The 21,635-nt window shown below is 69.0% G+C and carries 23 protein-coding genes; 15 read left to right on the forward strand and 8 right to left on the reverse strand.

The features are described from left to right. Positions 1–136: 136 nt before the first annotated feature. On the reverse strand, positions 137–661 hold the full coding sequence (locus WBG79_RS20890) for a hypothetical protein (RefSeq protein WP_337359160.1): 525 nt from the start codon (positions 659–661) through the stop codon (positions 137–139). A 669-nt stretch (positions 662–1,330) separates the two neighbouring features. Here WBG79_RS20890 and WBG79_RS20895 point away from each other — a divergent pair. After that, positions 1,331–2,617 (forward strand): glycosyltransferase family 4 protein, encoded by a 1,287-nt coding sequence (locus WBG79_RS20895; RefSeq protein WP_337359161.1) that lies wholly within the window; start codon positions 1,331–1,333, stop codon positions 2,615–2,617. Positions 2,618–2,918: 301 nt separating this feature from the next. Further along, positions 2,919–3,482, forward strand: a complete 564-nt coding sequence (locus WBG79_RS20900) for an FkbM family methyltransferase (RefSeq protein ID WP_337359162.1) — start codon at positions 2,919–2,921, stop codon at positions 3,480–3,482. A 104-nt stretch (positions 3,483–3,586) separates the two neighbouring features. Here the strand turns inward: WBG79_RS20900 and WBG79_RS20905 are convergent, their stop codons facing one another. Then, positions 3,587–4,741, reverse strand: a complete 1,155-nt coding sequence (locus WBG79_RS20905; protein WP_337359163.1) for a M24 family metallopeptidase — start codon at positions 4,739–4,741, stop codon at positions 3,587–3,589. 49 nt (positions 4,742–4,790) lie between these two features. Beyond that, complete coding sequence (pgeF, locus tag WBG79_RS20910) at positions 4,791–5,555, reverse strand: peptidoglycan editing factor PgeF (protein WP_443147498.1); 765 nt, start codon at positions 5,553–5,555, stop codon at positions 4,791–4,793. Positions 5,556–5,715: 160 nt separating this feature from the next. Between pgeF and WBG79_RS20915 the strand changes: the two genes are divergently transcribed. After that, positions 5,716–6,066 carry a GFA family protein gene (locus WBG79_RS20915; RefSeq protein WP_337359165.1) on the forward strand — a complete coding sequence of 117 codons (351 nt, stop codon included), beginning with the start codon at positions 5,716–5,718 and terminating at the stop codon, positions 6,064–6,066. Positions 6,067–6,068: 2 nt separating this feature from the next. On the opposite strand, the gene WBG79_RS20920 is transcribed toward WBG79_RS20915, so the two are convergent. Next, positions 6,069–7,157: a class I SAM-dependent methyltransferase gene (locus WBG79_RS20920; protein WP_337359166.1), complete on the reverse strand. Its 1,089-nt coding sequence runs from the start codon at positions 7,155–7,157 to the stop codon at positions 6,069–6,071. Between the two features lie 4 nt (positions 7,158–7,161). Continuing rightward, a complete protein-coding gene (lgt, locus tag WBG79_RS20925; protein WP_337359167.1) occupies positions 7,162–7,983 on the reverse strand; it encodes a prolipoprotein diacylglyceryl transferase in 822 nt (273 codons plus the stop codon). Between the two features lie 150 nt (positions 7,984–8,133). Between lgt and WBG79_RS20930 the strand changes: the two genes are divergently transcribed. The 3 genes from WBG79_RS20930 to WBG79_RS20940 all read left to right on the forward strand — a co-directional run bounded on the left by WBG79_RS20930 (position 8,134) and on the right by WBG79_RS20940 (position 12,293). Next, on the forward strand, positions 8,134–8,874 hold the full coding sequence (locus tag WBG79_RS20930; protein ID WP_337359168.1) for a metallophosphoesterase family protein: 741 nt from the start codon (positions 8,134–8,136) through the stop codon (positions 8,872–8,874). A gap of 9 nt (positions 8,875–8,883) precedes the next feature. Then, the gene (locus WBG79_RS20935; RefSeq protein ID WP_337359169.1) at positions 8,884–10,338 is read left to right on the forward strand and encodes a bifunctional serine/threonine-protein kinase/universal stress protein; all 1,455 of its coding nucleotides are present in this window, start codon (positions 8,884–8,886) and stop codon (positions 10,336–10,338) included. A 215-nt stretch (positions 10,339–10,553) separates the two neighbouring features. Continuing rightward, positions 10,554–12,293 carry an MFS transporter gene (locus WBG79_RS20940; protein ID WP_337359383.1) on the forward strand — a complete coding sequence of 580 codons (1,740 nt, stop codon included), beginning with the start codon at positions 10,554–10,556 and terminating at the stop codon, positions 12,291–12,293. A gap of 748 nt (positions 12,294–13,041) precedes the next feature. Here the strand turns inward: WBG79_RS20940 and WBG79_RS20945 are convergent. After that, on the reverse strand, positions 13,042–13,866 hold the full coding sequence (locus tag WBG79_RS20945; protein ID WP_337359170.1) for a quinoprotein dehydrogenase-associated SoxYZ-like carrier: 825 nt from the start codon (positions 13,864–13,866) through the stop codon (positions 13,042–13,044). Between the two features lie 220 nt (positions 13,867–14,086). Here WBG79_RS20945 and WBG79_RS20950 point away from each other — a divergent pair, with 220 nt between their 5' ends. From WBG79_RS20950 to ychF, 7 genes are all read left to right on the forward strand, one after another. After that, positions 14,087–14,398, forward strand: a complete 312-nt coding sequence (locus WBG79_RS20950) for an accessory factor UbiK family protein (RefSeq protein ID WP_337359171.1) — start codon at positions 14,087–14,089, stop codon at positions 14,396–14,398. Positions 14,399–14,617: 219 nt separating this feature from the next. After that, the gene (locus WBG79_RS20955; protein ID WP_337359172.1) at positions 14,618–15,118 is read left to right on the forward strand and encodes a YbjN domain-containing protein; all 501 of its coding nucleotides are present in this window, start codon (positions 14,618–14,620) and stop codon (positions 15,116–15,118) included. Between the two features lie 44 nt (positions 15,119–15,162). Continuing rightward, positions 15,163–15,984 carry a pyrroline-5-carboxylate reductase gene (gene proC, locus WBG79_RS20960; protein ID WP_337359173.1) on the forward strand — a complete coding sequence of 274 codons (822 nt, stop codon included), beginning with the start codon at positions 15,163–15,165 and terminating at the stop codon, positions 15,982–15,984. 103 nt (positions 15,985–16,087) lie between these two features. Continuing rightward, entirely contained in the window at positions 16,088–16,750 is a 663-nt protein-coding gene (locus WBG79_RS20965; RefSeq protein ID WP_337359174.1) for a DUF2336 domain-containing protein, read from the forward strand. Between the two features lie 185 nt (positions 16,751–16,935). Beyond that, positions 16,936–17,544 carry a 50S ribosomal protein L25/general stress protein Ctc gene (locus WBG79_RS20970; protein WP_337359175.1) on the forward strand — a complete coding sequence of 203 codons (609 nt, stop codon included), beginning with the start codon at positions 16,936–16,938 and terminating at the stop codon, positions 17,542–17,544. 77 nt (positions 17,545–17,621) lie between these two features. Then, entirely contained in the window at positions 17,622–18,317 is a 696-nt protein-coding gene (pth, locus tag WBG79_RS20975) for an aminoacyl-tRNA hydrolase (RefSeq protein WP_337359176.1), read from the forward strand. Between the two features lie 122 nt (positions 18,318–18,439). Beyond that, the gene (gene ychF, locus WBG79_RS20980; RefSeq protein ID WP_337359177.1) at positions 18,440–19,534 is read left to right on the forward strand and encodes a redox-regulated ATPase YchF; all 1,095 of its coding nucleotides are present in this window, start codon (positions 18,440–18,442) and stop codon (positions 19,532–19,534) included. A gap of 24 nt (positions 19,535–19,558) precedes the next feature. Here ychF and WBG79_RS20985 read toward each other — a convergent pair whose 3' ends face one another. Continuing rightward, on the reverse strand, positions 19,559–19,831 hold the full coding sequence (locus tag WBG79_RS20985; RefSeq protein WP_337359178.1) for a DUF4282 domain-containing protein: 273 nt from the start codon (positions 19,829–19,831) through the stop codon (positions 19,559–19,561). A 181-nt stretch (positions 19,832–20,012) separates the two neighbouring features. On the opposite strand from WBG79_RS20985, the gene WBG79_RS20990 reads away from it, so the two are divergent. After that, on the forward strand, positions 20,013–20,474 hold the full coding sequence (locus WBG79_RS20990) for a MaoC family dehydratase (protein WP_337359179.1): 462 nt from the start codon (positions 20,013–20,015) through the stop codon (positions 20,472–20,474). Further along, positions 20,471–20,947 (forward strand): MaoC family dehydratase, encoded by a 477-nt coding sequence (locus tag WBG79_RS20995; RefSeq protein ID WP_337359180.1) that lies wholly within the window; start codon positions 20,471–20,473, stop codon positions 20,945–20,947. The genes WBG79_RS20990 and WBG79_RS20995 overlap by 4 nt, the downstream gene beginning before the upstream one ends. Before the next feature lie 105 nt (positions 20,948–21,052). Here the strand turns inward: WBG79_RS20995 and efp are convergent, their stop codons facing one another. Beyond that, positions 21,053–21,619 carry an elongation factor P gene (efp, locus tag WBG79_RS21000; RefSeq protein WP_337359181.1) on the reverse strand — a complete coding sequence of 189 codons (567 nt, stop codon included), beginning with the start codon at positions 21,617–21,619 and terminating at the stop codon, positions 21,053–21,055. Positions 21,620–21,635: the final 16 nt, after the last annotated feature.

The raw sequence follows: 21,635 nt of genomic DNA on the forward strand, positions 1-21,635 counted from the left end.
CCGGCGGCGCCGGACGCGGGGTGGCGCGGCGGTGCGCGGGCGTTCTAGCAATCCCGGGACCATCCGTAAACCGGCGCGGACCCGATCGAATCCGGGGAGCCGACGAAAGAACGACGGGCGATTGCGCCCGGCGGCCTCACACCCGCGGGCGGTTGAGCCAGGCGCGCAGCTCGTCGATGATGCGCAGCGCCAGGTGCTCGGTCGTCGCCTTGTCGAGCGCCCCCCAGGGGTCCCCCTGCGCCGCCGGGCCGATCTCCTGGCCCGAGAAGCGGTGCACGCGGCGGCCCGAGGCGTCGTGGACGTCGATCCTGAACACGAAGGTCGTCAAGGCATTGCTGCCGACCGCCGTGATCACCCCCCGCACCCGGTAGGTCGCCGGCTCGTCCAGCCGCTGCACGATCGACGGCCCGCCCTGCCGGCGCGCGACCTCGCGGATCTTGCGGTAGACCTCGTCGAGCGCCGTCACGGCGCCGCCCGCGAAGGGCAGGAACATGACCTTGACGCCCTCGGCCGGCGCCGGGGCCGGATGCGGCGGCAGGTCCCCCTCGTCCGCCACCGCCTCGAAGGCGTTCGTGGCCGGCCCGCAGGCCGCGAGCAGCAGGCCCGCGCCCGCGAGGACCAGGGCGGTACGGCGATTCGGCACGGGACTGGCATCGGGCATGGGCGTCGGACATCTCCGCGTCTGCCGCTTGTCTACCGGGAAACCGGGTGACGGTCCAGAACGGGCCCGGCTCGTCCCGGACGGGCCGCCCTGACGTTTTCGCCGCATGGGGGCCGAGCCCGATCGCGACGAGGGACCCCCGGTCGTGACCGCCGTTCGACGCAAAAGTTGAGCTTACCTAGATGACATACCGCAGGATTATCTCCGGTTTCCCGAAATGCGATCTTGAGCACAGTAACTGCAACCGCTGCAGCATGCCGTCCCCATAAATAATTCCCCTCGATCAAGGGAAAGTATATTGATATACCTGAGTACATAAGTGCATTATTACATTCAATAGAGCTGCTTTAAAAGCAAAAATATATGTTACATCTGGCAAATCACCCATTTGGGGTATCCTGAAATCATGCGGTCATGTTAAATGAAGAAATCGGACTGCAGATCAATTAATCATGATTCTCAATATGATCGGAAAACTACTCTCAAATACCCTATTGCAAAAAGCCAGAGATCCAAATAATAGATGAGATAGTCACGATCACAGATGTCAGGTTCACGTTTAACACGCGATCCCATGTTAGAGAAGATGAGTTACTATGAGATGCGGCAGCTTGTTGTTGTCGTCTTATTGGCAGTTTGCCTTGCGTCAGCTCTACTATTGATGCGGACATGACAAGTGTAACACCCCTTTCCATCGCGCTCACCATCCCGACCTTGTCAGCTGGAGGTGCTGAAAAAGTCATCTCCAGCATGGCGAATTACTGGGCAGTTCAGGGGCACCGGGTCACGATTATCAACCTGGAATCCAACGCCGCGCCCCCATTTCACCCGCTCCTTCCCGTCGTGACGGTGGTTGGCCTTGGCCTTGGCATACGGCGCCGCCGCCGCCATGAGGAGGTCGTCAAAGTCCTCCAGAGGCTGGTCAATCTGCGGCGCGCCATCTCGGCAGCGGAGCCGGACGTGGTCATCGCCTTCCTCACGCGGATGAACGTCATGACCCTGCTCGCGACACGCGGGCTCGGCATCCCCGTGATCGTCTCCGAACGCAACAATCCGAGAGAGCAAGACATACACTTCATATGGAATAGGTTGCGCAGCCTTCTCTACCGGCACGCATCGGGCGTCACCGCCCTCACGCAAGAAGCGCTCGACTTCTACCCTGCACCCATTCGCAAGAAGGGGGCGGTCATCCCCAACGCGTTCGACGCGCCGCCGAGCCAAGCCGAGCGCGGTGGCGAGAAGATCCTGGTCGCCGTAGGAAGGCTTGTTCGACAGAAGGGTTTCGATCTTCTGATCCAAGCCTACGCCTTGGCGGCTCGGGACTTGCCCGAATGGAAATTGGTCATATGGGGCGAAGGACCTGAACGGGAGCGGCTGGAGGCACTCCGTGACCGGCTCGGCTTGAACGACCGCATTGTCTTGCCCGGGATCACGCCGAGACCCTACAGCTGGATAGACGACGCGCACGTCTTCGTTCTGTCGTCGCGCTTCGAGGGGTTCGCCAATGTCGTAGGAGAGGCCCTCAGCGCAGGCCTGCCGGTCATTGCGTTCGACTGCGACTGGGGTCCGAGACAGATGGTCAGGCCTGACGTGAATGGGCTTCTCGTTCCCCCGCAAGACGTGGATGCCCTGGCGTCCGCCCTGCGTGAGCTTCTCCCCGATCGCGCGCGCCAGGATCGCATGGCCAGAGCTGCTCGAGCGAGCATGGTCGCGTATTCGACGCACAGCGTCATGGCGAAGTGGGACGAGGTCATCATGCGTGCCCTTGCACGCCCCCCCGTGCGGATATCGACCGCCCGGATGCAAGGCTCAGTCGAAACGGAGCCTGTTCCACAGCCGGATTCTGCTCTGCCCCTGCCGGCGGTCCGTCAAGGTCCCGAGCCCCGACATGAGGCAGCCGGTCGTATCGCCCACGGAGACGGCACAGGTCGCGAGAGCGACCGCCAGGGCGCCTGAACTCCGCCGCTCGGGGCCTCGGTCCCGTCCGCCCGCCAGGATTCGCGCAATCGATCCGCGACGCTCCTGAGCCACCGACAGGCAATCCGGTCGGCGTGTTGTATGTTGTCGCCAGAGGTTATTCGTCGTGCTTATTGCTGAAATCGCCGGATTCCTGAGCAGCAAGGCTCGCTACGCCGTCACGATGTTACGCGATCCCGACGTCTATGACTACGATGGGATCAGGGTGCCGATGCGCGGAGCGGACGAAGTCTTCCGAATCCGGCGTTCGCTCTTCAAAGGTAATTACGAGCGTGCCGAGATGAAGGCCGTCGCGCGAGTCGTCAGGCCGGGGGACCGGATCCTCGATCTCGGTGCCGGCCTTGGCGTGGTGACGACGCGCGCCGCCACGCTCGCAGGCCCGACCGGCCACACCGTGGCGGTCGAAGCCAACCCGCGGCTGCCGCCGATGATCGGCCGGATGGCGCAGGCGAACCGGGTCTCGATCGAAATCGTGAACGGCGCCGTGGGCGTGGACGACGGCTTCGTCGAGTTCAACAAGGCCGACCATTTCCTCAGTTCCTCGATCTACCAGCGCGACGCGACCGCAGGAGAGGTGATCCGCATTCCGCAGATCTCGTTTCGCGGCCTCCTCGACCGCGTGAAGCCGAGCGTCGTGATCTTCGACATCGAGGGCGCCGAAAAGGAAATCTTCCGGGCACCGATCCCCGATCATGTCAGGGCCATGGTCGGCGAGTTCCATGAGCACATCATCGGTCCCGTCGCCACCAGCGCCGTCGTCAAGGACATCCTCGGGCAAGGCTTCTCGCTGCTGATGTCGGCCTCCTCCGACAACACGCTGGCCTTCGAGCGCTTCCCCGCGTGATCGGGCGCCGGACGAGAAGCGGCCCCGGATCCGCGGAATGCGTTCTGGGGCCGAACCGCGGTCACGGCCCGGCCCCCGATCGACGACCTTCATGACTGCGTCCGCTAGCTCCGCGCGACGAGGTCGAGCGGCGCCGTGGAGAGGGGCTCCGGGTCGCCGTCGGTGGTCAGGTAGCTGCGCCCGAGGCACATGGCGGTCCCGGTCTCGGAGTCCATCAGGATCATGTGCGCGAAGAGCACCATGTTGGGCACGATCACGGCCGCGTTGCCCTTGTAGAACATCGGCCAGTCCATCCAGCTCGGCGTGAAGCGCGCCCCGAGCGAATAGCCGCAGGCGTTCAGCCGGTGCTCGATCAGGCCGCGTTCGTCGAAGACCCGCGCATGCGCCTCGAACACGTCGCCGAACGTCCGCCCCGGCCGCATCTCGGCCTCGACCGTCTTCAGGGCCGCGAGCGCCGCCTCGTGCAAGTCCCGGTGGCGCTCCGTCGGCTCGCCGACGCACACGGTGCGCATCAGGGCCACGTGGTAGTGCCGGTACACCCCGGCGAACTCGAGCGTGATCTGGTCCCGCTCCGAGAGCTTGCGACGCCCGGACTTGTAGCGGCACAGGAGCGCGTCGGGCCCGGAGCCGATGATGAACTCGTTGCCCGGGTAGTCGCCTCCGCCCTCGAAGATCGCCCCCTGCATGGCGGCCAGGATCCGCCCCTCGTCCGCGCCGGGCCGGATCTCGGCGATCCCCGCCTCGTAGGCGAGGTCGGCGAGCCGGGCCGCCTCGCGCACATAGACGATCTCGGCCGGGCTCTTGATCGCCCGCAGATGCGGCACCAGGTCGGACGCCTCGACGAGGTCCGCGAAGGTCGCGAGGTTGTCGTCGATGAGCCGCCCGTTGCGCGCCGTCAGGCCCTGCGTGTCGGTCTCGATCCCCAGCCGGCAGCCGAGCAGCTCCATCTCGAAGAGCAGGTCCTTGAGCTGCAGCACCGGGCTCGCCTCGCCCCGGTCGATCCAGATCCGGATGTCCTCGATGATCGACGTCCGCTGCGCCTGCCGCAGGTCGGCCGAGCGGGTGAGCAGCGCCTTGGAGCCGTCGGCCTTGAGCACGAGGCACTGGAAGAAGCAGAAGCCGAACGTGTCGTAGCCGGTCAGCCAGTACATGGAGTCCTGGGCGAAGAGGAGCATGGCGTCGAGCTTGCGCGCCCTCATCGCCTCGATCGTTCGCGCCTCGCGCAGCGCGTATTCGTCCCGGTTGAAGTGAAGCGCCATCCCGATCTCCCTCGTTGCCGGTGGCGGGCGGCGGGTCTTGCGCCCGCTCTCAGCCCGTGACCGCGATCGCCGAGACGAGCCGCCCGTAGTCGGGCTCGCCCCGGTGCGTCATGCGGCGGAACGAGAAGAAGCGCGCCTCGTCCGCGTAGGTGCAGAGGCCCAGGTCCTCCGCGTGGCCGACCCCCGCGTCGCGGAGCCGCGACACGATATAGGCCGGCAGGTCGAACATCGAGTGGCCGGCTTTGTTCGAGGGCGCGAAGTAGCGCGCGTTGCCGGCGTCGGCCGCGAGGAAGCGGTCGACGAACTCCGGGCCGACCTCGTATGCCCGCCCCGAGATGGTCGGCCCCAGCACCGCGACGATGCGCGAGCGCTCCGCCCCGAGCCGTTCCATCGCCGCGAGGGTGGCCTCGGCGACGCCCGTGAAGGCGCCCTTCCAGCCCGCATGCGCCGCGCCCACCACGCCCGCCCCGCCGTCCGCGAAGAGGATCGGCCCGCAATCCGCCGTCGACACCCCGATCCCGAGCCCCGGCCGGTTCGTCACCAGCGCGTCCGCCCGCGGGCTCTCGCCCGGCGCCCAGGGCTCCTCGACCACGACCACGTCCGGCGAATGCACCTGGTAGGGCATCACGAAGCGGCCACGCGCGACGCCGAGACGGTCGGCCACGCGCCCCCGGTTCTCGATGACGTTGGCGCGGTCGTCCGACGACCCGAGCCCGATGTTGAGGCTGTCGTAGACCCCCGTGGAGACCCCGCCCTCGCGGGTGAAGTAGCCGTGGGCGATGCCCGGCAGCGCGCCGAGCGCGGGTGCGACGATCAACGCGGGACCTCCTGCTTCGCGGGGAGACGGATGGTGGCGGTCCCGAGCCGCCCCGTCAAATGTAGGATCGCGCATCAGCCCCGCGTCCTCGGAGGAGCCCGTCGTCCGCCCGCCACGGGAGCGACGGAGCCGGCTCGGCAACAGGGAGGAAGACACCATGGCGTATGAGGGTAGCTGCCATTGCGGCGCGGTGACGTTCACGGTCGAGGGCGACATCCCCGACGAGGCGATCAGTTGCAATTGCTCCTGGTGCCGCCGGCGCGGCCTGCTCCTGACCTTCGTGCCTGCCTCGGCCTTCACGCTGACCGCCGGCCAGGACGAGCTCCAGACTTACCGGTTCAACACACACCGGATCGAGCATCTGTTCTGCCGCACCTGCGGGCTCGAAGGCTTCGCCAAGGCGAGCCGCCCGGACGGCACGGACACCCGCGCCGTCAACCTGCGCTGCGTGCCGGCCGCAGACCTGGACGCCCTGAGGCTGATCCCCTTCGACGGCGCCTCGAAGTAGCCTCACGCCCCCCAGGGCGCCGGCACGAGCCCGGGCCGGGTGACGGCCATGACCTTGAAGAGCGTCCCCATCTCCTCCGCGGAAACGAGCCGCGCGACCTCGCCGGTGATCCGCGCCCGCCCGGCCTCGTCCTGGTCCGCGCCGAGCCGGCCCGCGCGCTCCGCGAGCCCGAGGGCGAGCAGGAAATCGCCCTGCTCCATGGGCCCGTGCACGGCGGCCCGGGCCCGCCGCGCCGCGGTCGCGAGGGCCTGGAAATCGACATGCGCCGTCAGGTCCGCCTCGCCCGGCCGGTCCAGGGGGTCGACCGGCTGGTGCGCCCGCACCGCCTGGAAACTGTCGCCGATGCCGCTCTGCGCCGTGCCGTAGTCGATGGCGAGCAACGCCCCGCCCGACCGCACGATCCGCTCGGCCAGATGCTCCATCATCGCCGCCGCGACGGCCCCCGTCTCCAGGATCGCCCCCTCCGGCACCCCCGCCAGGCGCCCCGGGACCTCCGAGGCGGTCAGTACGCCGGCCCCGAGCCCGAACGCCAGCTCACCGTCCGCGTCGAGCCCCACCACGCGCTCCCGCCACAGCCCGCCGACCCGCTGCCATTGCCGGATCGGCAGGGCGTCGAAGAACTCGTTGGCGAGCACGACCGCCGGCCCCTCGGCGATCTCCTCGACCCGGTCGTGCCACTGCGGGGAGAGCGGTCCGCCGGCGAGCGCCTGCCGCTGCCGCGCGCGCAGCTTCGGCGAGGTCTCGACCAGGTGCAGCCGCGCCGCGCCCAGGAAATCCGGCCGGATCCGCGCCGCCCTGAGGGCGTCCGCCATGAGCGTGCCGCGGCCGGGGCCGAGTTCGACCAGCCGGAACGGATCGGGCCGACCGAGCCGCATCCAGGTGTCGACCGCCCAGAGCCCGATCAGCTCGCCGAACATCTGGCTGACCTCGGGGGCGGTGACGAAGTCCCCCGCCGCGCCGATCGCCTCGCGCGCCATGTAGTAGCCGTGCTCGGGATCGCCGAGCGCCTCCGCCATGTAGTCGGCGATCGACAGGGGACCGCCCAGCCGGATCATCGCCTTGATGCGGTGCTCCAGGGGCGTCGGGCTCATGGGGTCACGCCGGGCGGGGCCGGCGCGCGGCCCAGATCATGAGCATCAGTCCGCCGACGAGCATGGGCAGGGACAGGATCTGCCCCATGGTGATCACCCCTCCGATGTAGCCGATATGGGCGTCCGGCTCGCGGAAGTGTTCCACGACGGTTCTGGCCAGACCATAGCCCGCCACGAAGGCGCCCGCCACGACCCCCGGCCGCTGCAGGGCCCCGAGCCGGTGCGTCATCACCCGCAGCACGAGGAAGAGCACGACGCCCTCGAGCGCCGCCTCGTAGAGCTGGCTCGGATGCCGCGCCAGCGGTCCGCCGGTCGGGAACACCATCGCCCAGGGCACCTCGGCAGGCCGGCCCCAGAGCTCGGAATTGATGAAGTTGGCGAGGCGGCCGAAGAAGAGCCCGAAGGTGGTCGACGCCGCGAAGATGTCGAACAGGGTCAGGACCGGGAAGGGCCGGCCCCGCCGGAACAGTGCCATGGCCAGGATGGAGCCGAGGAGCCCGCCGTGGAACGACATGCCGCCCCGCCACACCATCAGCGCCTCGACCGGATGCTGCAGGTAATACGCGGGATTGTAGAAGAGGACGTAGCCGACCCGCCCGCCGAGCACGATGCCGACCGTCGCATAGACGATGAAGTCGTCCATCTCCTCCGGAGTGGGCCGCGGCGATCCGCCCCACAGCCGGTCGTTCATGACGAGCCGGCGCGAATACCACCAGCCGAGCAGGATCCCGGCGATGTAGGCGAGCGCGTACCAGCGGATCGCCAGGGGCCCGATCTCCAGCGCGACGGGATCGATGGACGGAAACGGGATCGCGAAGGGAAGCATGGGCGGGACGGTCCGGGCTCGAGGAGGCGCGAAGGTGGGCGGCGGCGCGGGACCCGTCAAGCCGGCCGCGGCTCGCCCCTTTGTCCCTGCGCATTGATTTTCCCGCCGGTCTCCGGTCCACTCGGGAAAAAGGCGAGGGAGGAAAACGCCTTGCGGATCGGTCTCCTGTCCGACATCCACGCCAACCGCGAGGCCTTCGACGCGTGCCTCGAAGCGGTCGACGAGGCGACCTGCGACCGCCTCGTCGTGCTCGGCGACCTGGTCGGCTACGGGCCGGACCCGGTCTACGTCCTCGACCGCGTGCGCGAACTCGCCCACCGGGGCGCGCTCGTCGTGCGCGGCAATCACGACGACTACGCCGTCCAGCCCCGGCGCGGCATGTCCGAGCGCGCCAAGGAGGCGATCGACTGGACCCACGCCCGGCTCGACGCCGACGCCAAGGCCTATCTGGCCGCCCTGCCGCTGACCATCGAGGACGAGGATCGGCTCTACGTCCACGCCAGCGCCGCCGACCCGGCGAACTGGACCTACGTGGACGACGAGGACGCGGCCGCCGCCTCCTTCGCCGCCACCCGGGCGCGCCTGATCCTCTGCGGCCACACCCACGTGCCCTCGCTCTACCACAGCCTCGCGGGCCGCCGGCCGCAATACTTCAGGCCGCTCCCCAACCGCCCGATCCCCCTCTCCGCGACCCGCCGCTACCTGCTCGTCCTCGGCGCCGTCGGCCAGCCGCGCGACCGGAATCCGAACGCCTGCTGGGGCCTGCTCGACACGCGCGAGAAGACGGTCGCGGTGATGCGCCAGCCCTACGACGTCGAGACCACCATGCGGAAGATCAATGACGCGGGGCTTCCGGAATGGCTGGCTCGCCGCCTGGCGGAAGGACGATAGGAGCACCGCGTGCAAGGGACCGACCTGGCCCCCGGATTGGTCATCGACGGCTTCACCCTGACCGAGCGCCTGTCCTTCGGCGGCATGGGCGCGGTCTGGCGCGCCACGAAGCCCGGCGTTCACGTCCCCGTCGTCCTCAAGGTGCCCTTCATCGCGCCGGGCGACGACGTGTCGGCCGTCATCGGCTTCGAGGTCGAGGAGATGATCCTGAAGCGGCTGAAGGGGCCGCATGTCCCTCGCTTCCTCGGCTCCGGCGACCTCGAGACCCTGCCCTACATCGCCATGGAGTACGTGGCCGGCGACCATCTCCAGAAGGTCATGGAGAGCGCGCCCTTCTCCTGGCAGACCGTCGCCCACATCGGCGCCGACATCGCCGCCGCGCTCGACGCCATCCACCAACAGAAGGTCGCGCACCTCGACCTGAAGCCCGCCAACATCATCCAGTCTCCCCGCGGCGTGGTGCTGATCGACTTCGGCCTCGCGCGCCACGAGGAACTGCCCGACCTGCTCGGCGAGGAGACCCGTCTGCCGGTCGGAACCCCCGCCTACATCGCCCCCGAGCAGGTGCTCGGCGACCGCTCCAACAACGCCAGCGACCTCTTCGCGCTCGGCTGCATCCTCTACGAGCTCGCCACCGGCGAGAAGCCGTTCGGCGAGCCGTCCACCCGCGCCGGCATGGAGCGCCGCATCTACCGCGCCCCGCCCCCGCCCCGCGCGGTCGTCCGCGGCGTCCCACGCTTCCTGCAGGAGATCATCCTGCACTGCCTGGAGGTCGACCCCGCGCGCCGCTACGCCACCGCGGCCCAGGTCCTCTTCGACCTGCGCAACCCCGGGCAGGTCGTCATCACCGAGCGCGGCCGGCTCGACCGGGGCGATTCGTTCCTGCGCCGCGTCTTCCGGGCCCTCCTGCCCTTCCGGGCGAAGCCGATGCCGCCGCGGCCCGCCGTCATGTCGCGCCGCGACGCCGCCTCCGTGGTGATGGCCGCCGTCGACCTGGCGCGCGGGGAGGACCCGCTCGCCGAGGAGGTCCGCCTCCACGTCGCCCGGGTCATGGAGGGCGTCGCGGACGCGCGCCTGGCCTGCGTCACCATCATGAAGACCCGCATCGCAGGCGAGGACGAGACGGTCGACGCCGCCGGACGCAACGCCTATGTGGGCCGGCTGGTGGCCCTCAAGGACTGGGCCCGCCCGCTCGGCATCCCGGACGACAAGGTCAGCTACCACGTGATCGAGGCCGTGGACGTCGCCGCCGCCCTGATCCGCTACGCCGAGCACAACCGCGTCGACCACATCGTGCTCGGCGCGCGCGCCTCCTCGGCCCTCCGCCGCCACCTCGGCAGCGTCTCGGCCCAGGTCGTCGCGGAGGCGCACGCCTCGGTGACGGTGGTCCGCGTGAAGAGCCAGGCCGAGGCCGTGTCCGACGAGGAGGCGGCGGACATCGCCGGGGAGCGGGCCGAGGCCTGACCGGGCCAGACGGGATTGCCCAGAGTGAAACGCCCCGGAGCGGGTATCCCCATTAGACGATGGTCTACGTTTATGAATCGATTGATTTTGTTAGCGTGATGCTTGGTGAAGTGTCCGCGCTTCTCGACTGGGTATTTGTGCGCTGAAGACGCACGAAGAAGGAAACGACCATGGCCATGACCTCTGCAGCCGCGGCGGGCTCATCTGCTCGCCCGATGACCGGAGAAGAGAAGCGAGTCATTCTCGCCTCCTCTCTGGGCACCATCTTCGAATGGTATGACTTCTATCTCTACGGCTCGCTTGCCGCAGTGATCGGTGCGCAGTTCTTCAGCGCCTATCCCGAAGCGACCCGGAACATCTTTGCTCTGCTGGCCTTCGCGGCAGGCTTCCTGGTGCGTCCCTTCGGGGCGCTGGTCTTTGGCCGCCTCGGCGACATGGTCGGCCGCAAGTACACGTTTCTCATCACCATCATGATCATGGGCCTGTCGACCTTCTTCGTCGGTTTGCTGCCCTCCTACGAGTCGATCGGCGCCATCGCCCCGATCGCGCTGATCGCGCTCCGCATGCTGCAGGGCCTGGCGCTCGGCGGCGAGTATGGCGGCGCAGCCGTCTATGTGGCCGAGCACTCGCCTCAAGGGCGACGCGGCTTCTACACCGCCTGGATCCAGACCACGGCGACGCTCGGCCTGCTCCTGTCGCTGATCGTGATCATGTTCACCCAGATCTACGTGAACGCGAACTACGAGCCGGTGAAGACCGCGACCGGAGAGTTGACGCCCTTCGCGGCGTGGGGCTGGCGTATTCCCTTCCTTGTCTCTGTGGCGCTGCTGGCGATCTCCGTCTGGATCCGTCTGCAGATGCAGGAAAGCCCGGCCTTCAAGAAGATGAAGGAAGAGGGGACCCACTCCAAGGCGCCGCTCTCGGAAGCCTTCGGCCAGTGGAAGAACGCCAAGATTGCGCTTCTTGCGCTCCTCGGCCTCGTCGCCGGCCAGGCTGTCGTCTGGTACACGGGACAGTTCTATGCCCTGTTCTTCCTGCAATCGATCCTGAAGGTCGACTCCTTCACGGCGAACGTGCTGATTGCCTGGTCGCTGATCCTCGGCACCGGTGGCTTCATCGTGTTCGGCTCGCTCTCCGACAGGATCGGCCGCAAGCCGGTGATTCTCGCGGGCTGTCTGATCGCGGCCGCCACCTACTTCCCGCTCTTCAAGCTGCTGACCGCAACCGCCAACCCGGCGCTCTACGAGGCTCAGCAGAAGACGCAAGTGGTGGTCGTCGCCGACCCGGCCGAGTGCTCGTTCCAGTTCAACCCGACCGGCACCGCCAAGTTCGTGTCGTCCTGCGACATCGCCAAGTCGGCGCTCGCCCGCCTCGCCGTCGCCTACACGGTCGAGCCGGCGCCGGCGGGGACCAACGCCAAGATCCGCATCGGTCAGACCGAGGTGCAGTCCTACAACCTGAACAAGCTCGAGGGTGACGCCGCGAAGACGACCCCCGGCGCGTTCACGAAGGGTGTCGGCGACGCGCTGACCGCCGCCGGCTACCCGCCGGCCAACAATCCGACGGTGGTGAAGATCGCGATCGACCCGAAGGCAGGCCTCTCCAACTTCGGCAAGATGTTCGATATCTTCTCGGCCCAGAAACTGACTCTGATCGGAATTCTGACCATCCTGGTCATCTACGTGACCATGGTGTACGGCCCGATCGCAGCGGCGCTCGTCGAACTCTTCCCGACCCGCATCCGCTATACCTCGATGTCGCTTCCCTACCACATCGGCAACGGTTGGTTCGGCGGTCTGCTGCCGGCCACCTCCTTCGCCATGGTGGCGCAGACCGGCGACATCTACTACGGCCTCTGGTATCCGATCGTGATCGCCGTCGGCACGGCCATCATCGGCACGCTCTTCGTGCCCGAGACCAAGGACCGCGACATCTTCACCTATCGCGGGAACTGACCCCCGCGGGAAGCGCGACACGTCGAAGGCCGGCCCGGACCCCCGGGCCGGCCTTTTCACGTTCTCGGCCAGGGCGAGGCCCGCCCGGGATCCGTGCGAAGTCACCGGCCGAGGCCCTTGGGTTCGACCGCGCCGAACGCACCACGGCGCCACCCCGGAGAAAGCCGCCCCACCGGTGTCACCCCGGCCATCAGCCGGCAGCTTGATTGGAGGTGCTGCTGTCCGCGTGGACGAGGCACCGGCCTCAGGGATTGAAGCGCACCCTCTCCTCCGCAGTCCCGGCCGGAGCGTAGCGGAGGGCCGGGAGCCAGCGCCATCCACCGGCCGCAGCGCTACGGATCGAGGCTCGCGCCGGACCCCGGATCGGCGGCGCGTGCCGCGCCTTGTCCGGGGATGCGCGTGGAGGGGATGAGGACCCGGCGATCTCCGCCCGCTTCCCTCACGTCGGCACAAGTCGGAAACGCAGGGGCCCGTTGGCCGTACCCGCCGCACGACCATCCCATCAGGCGCCGGCGTGAAGGAGGGGAGGCCATCGGATCCCGGCTCGATGGCCGGGATGACAATTAAGGGAGGTGTTACCCAGGCCGCCCCGCCGCGCCGGCCAGGCTTTGGCAAGTCCTGCCCGCCCCGCCGCGCGCCGCGGTGCGCTGACATGCGGCCGCTACCCAGTTGGCCGCGCCGTGCCGCCGCCCAATCAATCTTTCCAATGCCACGAAGAACCCGCCCGGCGCCTCGCCGAGAGCGCCGCTCAGCCCCCGACGCCGCGCGGGAAGGCCTTCTGGAACACCGCGCCGTCGGTGTCCTTCATGCGGACCGTCAGGACGTCGGTGCCGTTGATCTTGTAATCGAAGTCGATGCGCGGGTCTTCGCTCATGGCGAAGCCCGTCTCCACCGTGAAGACCGGTTCGGCGCCCTCGCGCACCTCGACCTCGGCCACGTAGCGGGCCGGGATGTAGAGGAGCGTGATCTGGTTCATCTGCATGCCGGTGTGCTGCGGATGCTGGATCTTCAGCCGCGCGTGCCGGGTGAAGGGGGAGTCCGCCTTCGCGGGCAGGCCCGTCACCTGCATGTTGCCGAGCGTCTGCAGGGCCGAGACGGCGTCGCCGACCGGCGGCGCCGCGCAGGCGCCGAGCCCGGAGGTCTTGACCATGCTCTCGGCCATGTAGAGCCGCCCGTCGCTCGCCTCGACCACCACGCGCACCATCGACGGCCCGTTGAGGCGCACGTCGATGCCGAGACCGACCTTGTCCCGCCCCTCCTGGAACTTGAACGCCGCCGCGACCGGCATCGGGTTCTCGTCGATGATGAAGGAGACGCCCTTGACGGTGCGGCCGTCCGTGAAGGCGGCGGTGGCCGACACCGGCACGCGCCGGTCGTCCTCGGCCCGGTAGGGGGCGGTGAAGCTTACGATGCCCTGCCCGTCCGCGATCGCCCGGTCGCCGAACACCGAAGGCTTCAGCTCGTCCCAGGTCCCCGCCGAGGCCGGCATGGCCGCGAGGCCGAGCGACAGCGCCAAGGCGCCCGCCGCCGCTACCGACTTCAGGACTGACTTCGCGTGCTTCACGGGGGCCATCGTTTCCTCGTCCTCTCGGGGCTCTTGTCAGGGACGCGCGAAAGCGCGCGTTGCCGCGGTTTCAATCGATTGTCCGGTACTCCCGCGGCCAAGTCAACGCGCTTCGCCGCGCAGGGTTGCCGCAGTGTTCCGGTTGACGGGCCTCGCCCCCGGCCTTGCGCCGCCGCGTCCGAGCACCCATAAACGGAAGGCGGGGGGCTGCCCGCCCGGAGTATCGACCATGACGCAGACCTCGAGCCGCCTCTTCGACGAGTTCGCCAAGCTGATGACCGACGCGGCCGGCATGGCCCAGGGCGTCCGCCGCGAAGTCGACACGGTGGTGCGATCCCAGGCCGAGCGCTTCCTGTCCGAGATGGACGTCGTCAAGCGCGAGGACTTCGAGGTCGTCCGCGAGATGGCGGTGCGCGCCCGCGAGGAGAACGAGCGTCTGTCCGCCCGCCTCGCCGCCCTGGAGGCCCGCATCGCCACCCTGGAAGGGGGCCGGAGCGAGCCCGCCGAGATCATGACGGCGAGCGCCGACCCCTCGATCTGACGGCCCCCGCCGTCCACAGGATGTCCACAGGCCGCCCCGGCGCCGTCCACATCTTAGCCGCCGCCGGCCGGAATGACTTGTCGCACCGGAGTCACGGAAACGTATACTGAATCGCGACGGGGATTCGCGGCTCGCCTGATCGATTCGCACGACCTCCGTCGCGACGTCCTGTGAGCGTTCCTGCCGCGTCTCGTCCGGTTCCCACGCGAGGACAAGGCCATGAGCCTGACCGAATTCGAAGTCGAACGGCACGCCAATCCGGTGGACGTGATCGAACATGTCGCCGCCATGGAGGACTGGTCGTTCCAGCGTTCCGGCGAGGACGAGATCACCATCTCGGTGCCGGGCCGCTGGTCGGACTACCACGCCTCGTTCTCCTGGATGGAGGAGGTCGAGGCCCTGCACCTGGCCTGCGCCTTCGACCTCAAGATCACGGAGGCGCGCCGCGCCGAGGTCATGAAGCTCCTGGCGCTGGTGAACGAGCAGATGTGGCTCGGCCACTTCGACCTGTGGAGTCAGGAGGGCGTGGTGATGTTCCGCCATGGCCTGCTCCTCTCCGGCGGGGTCGAGCCGACCGCCCGCCAGGTCGAGGACATGGTCTCCAACGCGGTCGAGTCCTGCGAGCGCTATTATCAGGCCTTCCAGTTCGTGGTCTGGGCGGGTAAGACGGCCCGCGAGGCGCTGGACGGCGCCCTGTTCGAGACCGCCGGCGAGGCTTGACGACCTTCGCTCCGCCGGCGCGCCACCCTGCGGAGCGACATCCCATGAGCGAACTCCGGAACGCCACGCCGCTGGTCCTCGTCGGCGCCGGCAAGATGGGCGGGGCCATGCTGGCCGGCTGGCTGGAGCGTGGGCTCGACCCCGCCGGCGTCGTCCTGGTCGACCCCTCCCCCGCCTCCGAGATGCGCGACTTGGCCGCCGCCCGCGGCCTGACCCTGGCCGCCGCGCCGCCCCCCGGGCTCGTCGCCGCCGTCGTGGTGGTCGCCGTCAAGCCGCAGGTCCTTGACGGCGTCCTGCCCGCGCTCCGCCCGCTCCTCGGCCCCGGGACGGTCACCGTCTCGGTCGCCGCCGGCAAGACGCTGGCGAAGCTGGAGGCGGGCCTCGGCGGCGGCGCCGTCGTCCGCACCATGCCCAACACCCCTGCCCAGGTCGGGCGCGGCATCACGGTCGCGGTGCCGAACGCCGCCGTCACGGACGCGCAGAAGAGCCTCGTGACGGCCCTCCTGGCCGCCGTCGGCAAGGTCGACTGGGTCGACGACGAGGCCCTGATCGACGCCGTCACGGCCGTGTCCGGATCCGGCCCGGCCTATGTCTTCCTGCTCGCCGAGGCCCTCGCGGAAGCCGGCCGGAAGGCGGGGCTGCCGGACGGGCTCGCCGAGCGCCTGGCCCGGGCGACCGTGGAGGGCGCGGGCGAACTCCTCCACCAGTCCCCGCTCGACCCGGCCACGCTCCGCCGCAACGTGACCTCCCCGAACGGCACCACCGCGGCCGCCCTGGACGTCCTGATGGCCCAGGACGGGCTCCAGCCGCTGCTCGACCGCGCCGTCGCGGCGGCGGCGCGACGGTCACGCGAACTCGCCGGCTGAAGCTCAGCCAAGGTATCCGGACGTCGGTCGCCCCCGAACTCCTTATCGAGTTCTTCACGACTTCCGCGCATTGTTGCGGAAGGGACGGGGGAGTGTCGGCACGATGAGCGTCGATTTCGCAACTTTGCTGAGCGCGGCCGAGGAGGCGCCGGAGGACAGGCGGGGCGAATGGCTCCGCAAGATCCGCGATGCCTTCGTGACCGGCTCCGCCAACATCTCCGAAAGCGAGATCGAGCGTTTCGACCGGCTGATGACCCAGGTGCTCGACGCCACGCCGCTCCTGGAGCGGGTGACCTTCGCCAAGGCTGTCGCCAAGTCCCCGCGCCTTCCGCAGCGGCTACGCAAGCGGCTTCTCTCCGACAACTCGATGGTGGCCGCCCCGATCATCGAGCACGCGCACCTCACCGACGACGAGATCATCCGCATCATCGACATCAACAGCGAGGCGGTCTGCCTGTCGATCGCGCGCCGCGAGCCGTTGAGCGACCACATCACCGACCTCCTGATCGGCACGAGCCACCCGAAGGTCCTGCTCGCGCTCGCCCGCAACATCGAGGCGACCCTGTCGCCCTCCGGCTTCGAGATCCTCTCCGACGTGGCGGTCAACGACGTGGAGATGGACGACGCCCTGTCGGCCCGCCCGGACCTGCCCCCGGAGATCGCCCGCAAGCTGACCCGCGCCCTCGAGAAGCGCACCCGCCAGCGCCTGACCGCGATGATGGAGCGCGACCTCTCCCGCACGCGCCGCCCCTTCGTCCTGCGCTGAGCCGCCGATCACCGTCTCGATCGCCCCTGCGGCATTGCCTTTCCGCGCCCGATCCCGTATATCCGCCGCGTCCCGCGCGCCGACACCCCTGGAGGCACCGCGTGGGCCCGCCGGACGCCGTCCGGCGGCTGGCAGAAGAGGCCGGTCCGCCGGCCTTTTTCGTTTTTTCGAGAAGGAACGCACCCATGAGCCGGCAGACTTACGAGCTCGAGGCCTCGGTGCGCGACCGTGTGGGCAAGGGGGCCGCACGTTCGCTGCGTCGTCAAGGTCAGGTACCCGCCGTCATCTACGGCGACAAGAAGCCCCCGATCGCCATCGCGGTCAATTTCCGGGAAGCCGACAAGCGCCTGCGCGGCGGCGGCTTCATGACCACCGTCGCGACCATCAACGTCGCCGGCGAGAAGATCCTGGTGATCCCCAAGGACTATCACCTCGATCCGGTCAAGGACCAGCTCACCCACCTCGATTTCCTGCGCGTCGGCGCGGGCTCGACCGTCACCGTCTTCGTCCCCGTCAAGGTGGTGGGCACGGAGAAGTCGCCCGGCATCAAGCGCGGCGGTGCCCTCAACTACGTGCGCCACGAGATCGAGTTCGAGTGCCGCGCGGATTCGATCCCGGAGAACGTCGAGTGCGACGTGTCCGCGCTCGACATCAACGACTCGCTGCACATCTCGGCCATCAAGCTGCCCGAGGGCGTGACGCCGGTCATCCAGGAGCGCGACTTCACGATCCTGACCATCGCGCCGCCGGCCGGCTTCAACGAGCCGACCGAAGCCGCGACCCCGGCCGCCTGAGGCCGGTCCTGATCGAGACCGGACCGGCTGCGGCTGAAGGCCCGCGGCCCGGCCCGGCCAGGACGGGAGATCACCCGATGCTGCTCCTCGTCGGCCTCGGCAACCCCGGGCGGGACTATGCCGGCAACCGGCACAACATCGGCTTCATGGCGGTGGACGCGATCGTCCGCCGCCATCGCTTCTCTCCCTGGCGGTCGAAGTTCCAGGGCGAGCTCGCCGAGGGAACCCTCGGCGACGAGAAGGTCTACGCCCTGAAGCCGCTGACCTACATGAACGAGAGCGGCCGCTCGGTCGCCGCCGCCGCCCAGTTCTTCAAGATCCCGCCCGCCTCCATCGTGGTCTTCCACGACGAGCTCGACCTGCCCCCCTCCAAGCTGCGCGTGAAGACCGGCGGCGGCCATGCCGGCCACAATGGCCTGCGCTCCATCCAGGCGCATCTCGGCCCGGACTTCCGCCGTGTCCGCCTCGGCATCGGGCACCCGGGCGCCAAGGAGCTCGTCACCAACTGGGTCCTCGGCGACTTCGCCAAGGCCGACGCCGAATGGCTGACGCCGCTTCTCGACGCCCTCGCGGATGCCGCCCCGAAGCTCGCCGCCGGCGACGACGCCGGCTACCAGAGCGACGTCGCCGCCCGGCTCCAGCCCGAGCGCAAGCCCCGCGAGCCGAAGCCGGCCCCGCCCCCGGCAGCCGCCGCGCCCGCCGGCCCGACCGAGACGGCCAAGAACGCCATGGCCGAGACCCTGCGCAAGCTACTGGCCCAGAAGCGGCGCTGATCGGCGCGCCGCCGGCCCGCGCGTCCTCGCAAGAAGCCTCGGGCCCTTGACGTTCGCCGATCCTTTCCGTCTAACACCGCCAGATTTTCTCATCCGACCCTGACCGGAAAGACGCGCCTCCCATGGGCTTCAAATGCGGCATCGTCGGCCTGCCGAACGTCGGCAAGTCGACCCTCTTCAACGCGCTCACGCGCACCGCGGCCGCGCAGGCCGCGAACTACCCCTTCTGCACCATCGAGCCGAACACCGGCGAGGTCGGGGTCCCCGATCCCCGGCTCGAGAAGATCGCCCGCCAGGCGAAGTCGGCCAACATCGTGCCGACCCGCATCACCTTCGTGGACATCGCCGGCCTCGTCCGCGGCGCCTCGAAGGGCGAGGGCCTCGGCAACCAGTTCCTCGCCAACATCCGCGAGGTCGACGCCGTCGTGCACGTCCTGCGCTGCTTCGAATCCGGCGACATCACCCATGTCGAGGGCCGGGTCGACCCGGTCGCGGACGCCGAGACGGTGGAGACGGAGCTCATGCTCGCCGACCTGGACAGCCTGGAGCGCCGCATCGTGCCGCTGCGCAAGAAGGCCGCCGGCGGCGAGCGCGAGGCGAAGGCGGTGGTGCCCGTGATGGAGGCGGCCCTCAAGGTGCTGCAGGACGGCAAGCCCGTCCGCACCCTGTCGCTCTCGCCGGAGGACAAGGCCATCCTGGACGGCCTGATGCTGCTCACCGCCAAGCCGGTCCTCTACGTGTGCAACGTCGAGGAGGCGAGCGCCGCCGCCGGCAACGCGCATTCCCGGCGCGTGGAGGAGATGGCCGCCCGCCAGGGCGCCAAGGCCGTGGTGATCTCCGCCGCGATCGAGGCCGAGGTCGCCCAGCTCTCCGACGAGGAGGAGCTCGAATTCCTCGAGACCCTCGGCCTGCACGAGCCCGGCCTCGACCGGCTGATCCGCGCCGGCTACGACCTCCTCGGCCTGATCACCTACTTCACCGCCGGCCCGAAGGAGACCCGCGCCTGGACGATCGTGAAGGGCACCCGGGCGCCGCAGGCCGCCGGGGTCATCCATTCCGACTTCGAGCGCGGCTTCATCCGCGCGCAGACGATCGCCTACGAGGACTTCGTGGCGCTCGGCGAGGTCGGCGCCAAGGAGGCCGGCAAGGCGCGGGACGAGGGCAAGGACTACGTCGTGCAGGACGGCGACGTCATGCTCTTCAAGTTCAACGCCTGAGCCGGCGGGACCGCGCCGGGCGGCTCACTCGGGGATCGGGTCCTTCGGGTGTCCGCCGACGAAGCGGTCGTGCAGGCGGAAGATCGCGAAATAGAGCTCGGCCATCACGCGCAGCACGATGAACGCCATGGTGGCCCGGATGATCGCCCAGAGGAGGCCGATGAGGCTCAGGCTGACGAGGCTCACCATGATGTCGAGCAGCGCCCCGAGCGCGATCAGCGCGAGCCCGAGCGGGTAGAGGCGCCGAACGAGCCCCGGGGTGATGAACTCGTCGAGGGTGAGAAACTTCGACAGCATGGAGGAGGCTCCTTCCTGACTGATGCGCCCGCGGCGGGGAGCGGAGGGCCGAAAGGCCTGACATGCAGACCCCGTGTGGGGAAGTGGTACAGAGTCGCGTGCCGGTCCGCCAGGGTCCGGCCGGACCGGACGCGAGAAGCCGGTGGATCACTGGCCCGGGGGAGAGGGATCGGGGACGTTCATGCCAGACGAGACCAGGAGCTTCGAGGATTTCCGGCCCGGCGAGGTCATCCCGCTCGGCACCAAGACCGTCAGCCGGGACGAGATCGTGGCCTTCGCGCGGGTCTACGACCCGCAGCCCATGCACCTCGACGACGCGGCCGCGCGCGAGACCATGCTCGGCGGCCTGGGCGCGTCCGGCTGGCACACCATCGGCATGTTCATGCGCCTGCTCTGCGACAACCTGCTGCTGAAATCGCACTCGCTGGGCTCGCCCGGCATCGACCGGGTCCGCTGGCTGCGTCCGGTCCGTCCGGGGGACGTCCTGACGGCCGTCACCGAGGTGGTCGAGACGCGCGCCTCCCGGAGCCGGCCCGGCCTCGGGATCGTCCAGTTCCGGTCCACCGTGACGAACGCCGCCGGCGAGCCGGTCATGACCATGGAGAACCCGATCCTCTTCGCCTGCCGGGAGACCGCCCGATGAAATGGTACGACGATTTGGAGGTCGGCGAGACCTGCGAGATGGGCAGCCATACCTTCGAGGCGGACGAGATCGTGGCCTATGCCCGCCAGTTCGATCCGCAGCCCTTCCACCTCTCGGACGAAGGCGCCCGGAACAGCCTCTTCGGCCGCCTCGCCGCCTCCGGCTGGCAGACCGCGTCGGTCTGGATGAAGCTCTACGTCGCCGCCAACGACCGCGCCGCCGCCGCCCTGAGCGCCCGCGGCGAGGCCGTTCCCGAGTGGGGCCCGTCCCCGGGCTTCGAGGACATGCGCTGGCTGAAGCCGGTCTATGCCGGGGACACGCTCACCTACCGGTCGACCGTCACCGGCAAGCGCCTCTCCGCGAGCCGCCCGGGCTGGGGTCTCCTGACGCAGCACCACGAGGCCTTCAACCAGGCTGGCGAGAAGGTGTTCGAGTATACCGGCAACGTCTTCGTCCGCCGGCGCCCGGCCTGAGGGGCCGCCGGCCCGGCGCGCCCCGGATCGGCCGTCCGGAAACGACGAAGGCCCGGGACGAACCCGGGCCTTTCTTCAGGAGCGTTGTGCCCCGGCGCGCCCGGGTCAGTCCTTCGCGCGCTCCACGTAGGAGCCGTCGGCCGTCATCACCACCACGCGCGTGCCGGTGCTGATATGCGGCGGCACCATGGTGCGCACGCCGTTGGACAGGACCGCGGGCTTGTAGGAGGACGAGGCCGTCTGGCCCTTCACGGTCGGCTCGGTGTCGACGATCTCGAGCGTCACGCGCTGGGGCAGCTCGATGGAGACCGGGACGCCCTGGTAGAGGCTGAGCTGAACCTCCATGTTCTCCTGAAGGTAGACCGACTGGTCGCCGATCACGTCCTTCGGCACGGCGACCTGTTCGAAGCTCTCCATGTTCATGAAGGTAAAGCCCTCGGCGTCCTCGTAGAGATACGTGAAGGGCCGCTCATCCAGGAAGGCGCGCTCGACCTGCTCGGTCGTCTTCCAGCGCTCCGACACCTTCACGCCGTCCGAGATGCGGCGCATGTCGATCTGCGTGGTCGGGGTTCCCTTGCCCGGGTGGAAGCTCTCCGCGGAGAGCACGACGTAGAGCCTGCCGTCCAGTTCGACGACGTTGCCGCGGCGGAGCGCTTGAGCATTGACCTTCACGGGGAGCGACCTCGGA

The sequence above is a fragment of the Prosthecomicrobium sp. N25 genome (assembly GCF_037203705.1).
Taxonomy (GTDB): domain Bacteria; phylum Pseudomonadota; class Alphaproteobacteria; order Rhizobiales; family Ancalomicrobiaceae; genus Prosthecodimorpha.

What these genes read in the sequence shown, in the direction of transcription:
- WBG79_RS20890 (WP_337359160.1), bottom strand. Translation starts at nt 661, where the DNA reads ATGCCCGATGCCAGTCCCGTGCCGAATCGCCGTACCGCCCTGGTCCTC.
- WBG79_RS20895 (WP_337359161.1), top strand. Translation starts at nt 1,331, where the DNA reads ATGACAAGTGTAACACCCCTTTCCATCGCGCTCACCATCCCGACCTTG.
- WBG79_RS20900 (WP_337359162.1), top strand. Translation starts at nt 2,919, where the DNA reads ATGAAGGCCGTCGCGCGAGTCGTCAGGCCGGGGGACCGGATCCTCGAT.
- WBG79_RS20905 (WP_337359163.1), bottom strand. Translation starts at nt 4,741, where the DNA reads ATGGCGCTTCACTTCAACCGGGACGAATACGCGCTGCGCGAGGCGCGA.
- WBG79_RS20915 (WP_337359165.1), top strand. Translation starts at nt 5,716, where the DNA reads ATGGCGTATGAGGGTAGCTGCCATTGCGGCGCGGTGACGTTCACGGTC.
- WBG79_RS20920 (WP_337359166.1), bottom strand. Translation starts at nt 7,157, where the DNA reads ATGAGCCCGACGCCCCTGGAGCACCGCATCAAGGCGATGATCCGGCTG.
- lgt (WP_337359167.1), bottom strand. Translation starts at nt 7,983, where the DNA reads ATGCTTCCCTTCGCGATCCCGTTTCCGTCCATCGATCCCGTCGCGCTG.
- WBG79_RS20940 (WP_337359383.1), top strand. Translation starts at nt 10,554, where the DNA reads ATGACCGGAGAAGAGAAGCGAGTCATTCTCGCCTCCTCTCTGGGCACC.
- WBG79_RS20945 (WP_337359170.1), bottom strand. Translation starts at nt 13,866, where the DNA reads ATGGCCCCCGTGAAGCACGCGAAGTCAGTCCTGAAGTCGGTAGCGGCG.
- WBG79_RS20950 (WP_337359171.1), top strand. Translation starts at nt 14,087, where the DNA reads ATGACGCAGACCTCGAGCCGCCTCTTCGACGAGTTCGCCAAGCTGATG.
- WBG79_RS20955 (WP_337359172.1), top strand. Translation starts at nt 14,618, where the DNA reads ATGAGCCTGACCGAATTCGAAGTCGAACGGCACGCCAATCCGGTGGAC.
- proC (WP_337359173.1), top strand. Translation starts at nt 15,163, where the DNA reads ATGAGCGAACTCCGGAACGCCACGCCGCTGGTCCTCGTCGGCGCCGGC.
- WBG79_RS20965 (WP_337359174.1), top strand. Translation starts at nt 16,088, where the DNA reads ATGAGCGTCGATTTCGCAACTTTGCTGAGCGCGGCCGAGGAGGCGCCG.
- WBG79_RS20970 (WP_337359175.1), top strand. Translation starts at nt 16,936, where the DNA reads ATGAGCCGGCAGACTTACGAGCTCGAGGCCTCGGTGCGCGACCGTGTG.
- pth (WP_337359176.1), top strand. Translation starts at nt 17,622, where the DNA reads ATGCTGCTCCTCGTCGGCCTCGGCAACCCCGGGCGGGACTATGCCGGC.
- ychF (WP_337359177.1), top strand. Translation starts at nt 18,440, where the DNA reads ATGGGCTTCAAATGCGGCATCGTCGGCCTGCCGAACGTCGGCAAGTCG.
- WBG79_RS20985 (WP_337359178.1), bottom strand. Translation starts at nt 19,831, where the DNA reads ATGCTGTCGAAGTTTCTCACCCTCGACGAGTTCATCACCCCGGGGCTC.
- WBG79_RS20990 (WP_337359179.1), top strand. Translation starts at nt 20,013, where the DNA reads ATGCCAGACGAGACCAGGAGCTTCGAGGATTTCCGGCCCGGCGAGGTC.
- WBG79_RS20995 (WP_337359180.1), top strand. Translation starts at nt 20,471, where the DNA reads ATGAAATGGTACGACGATTTGGAGGTCGGCGAGACCTGCGAGATGGGC.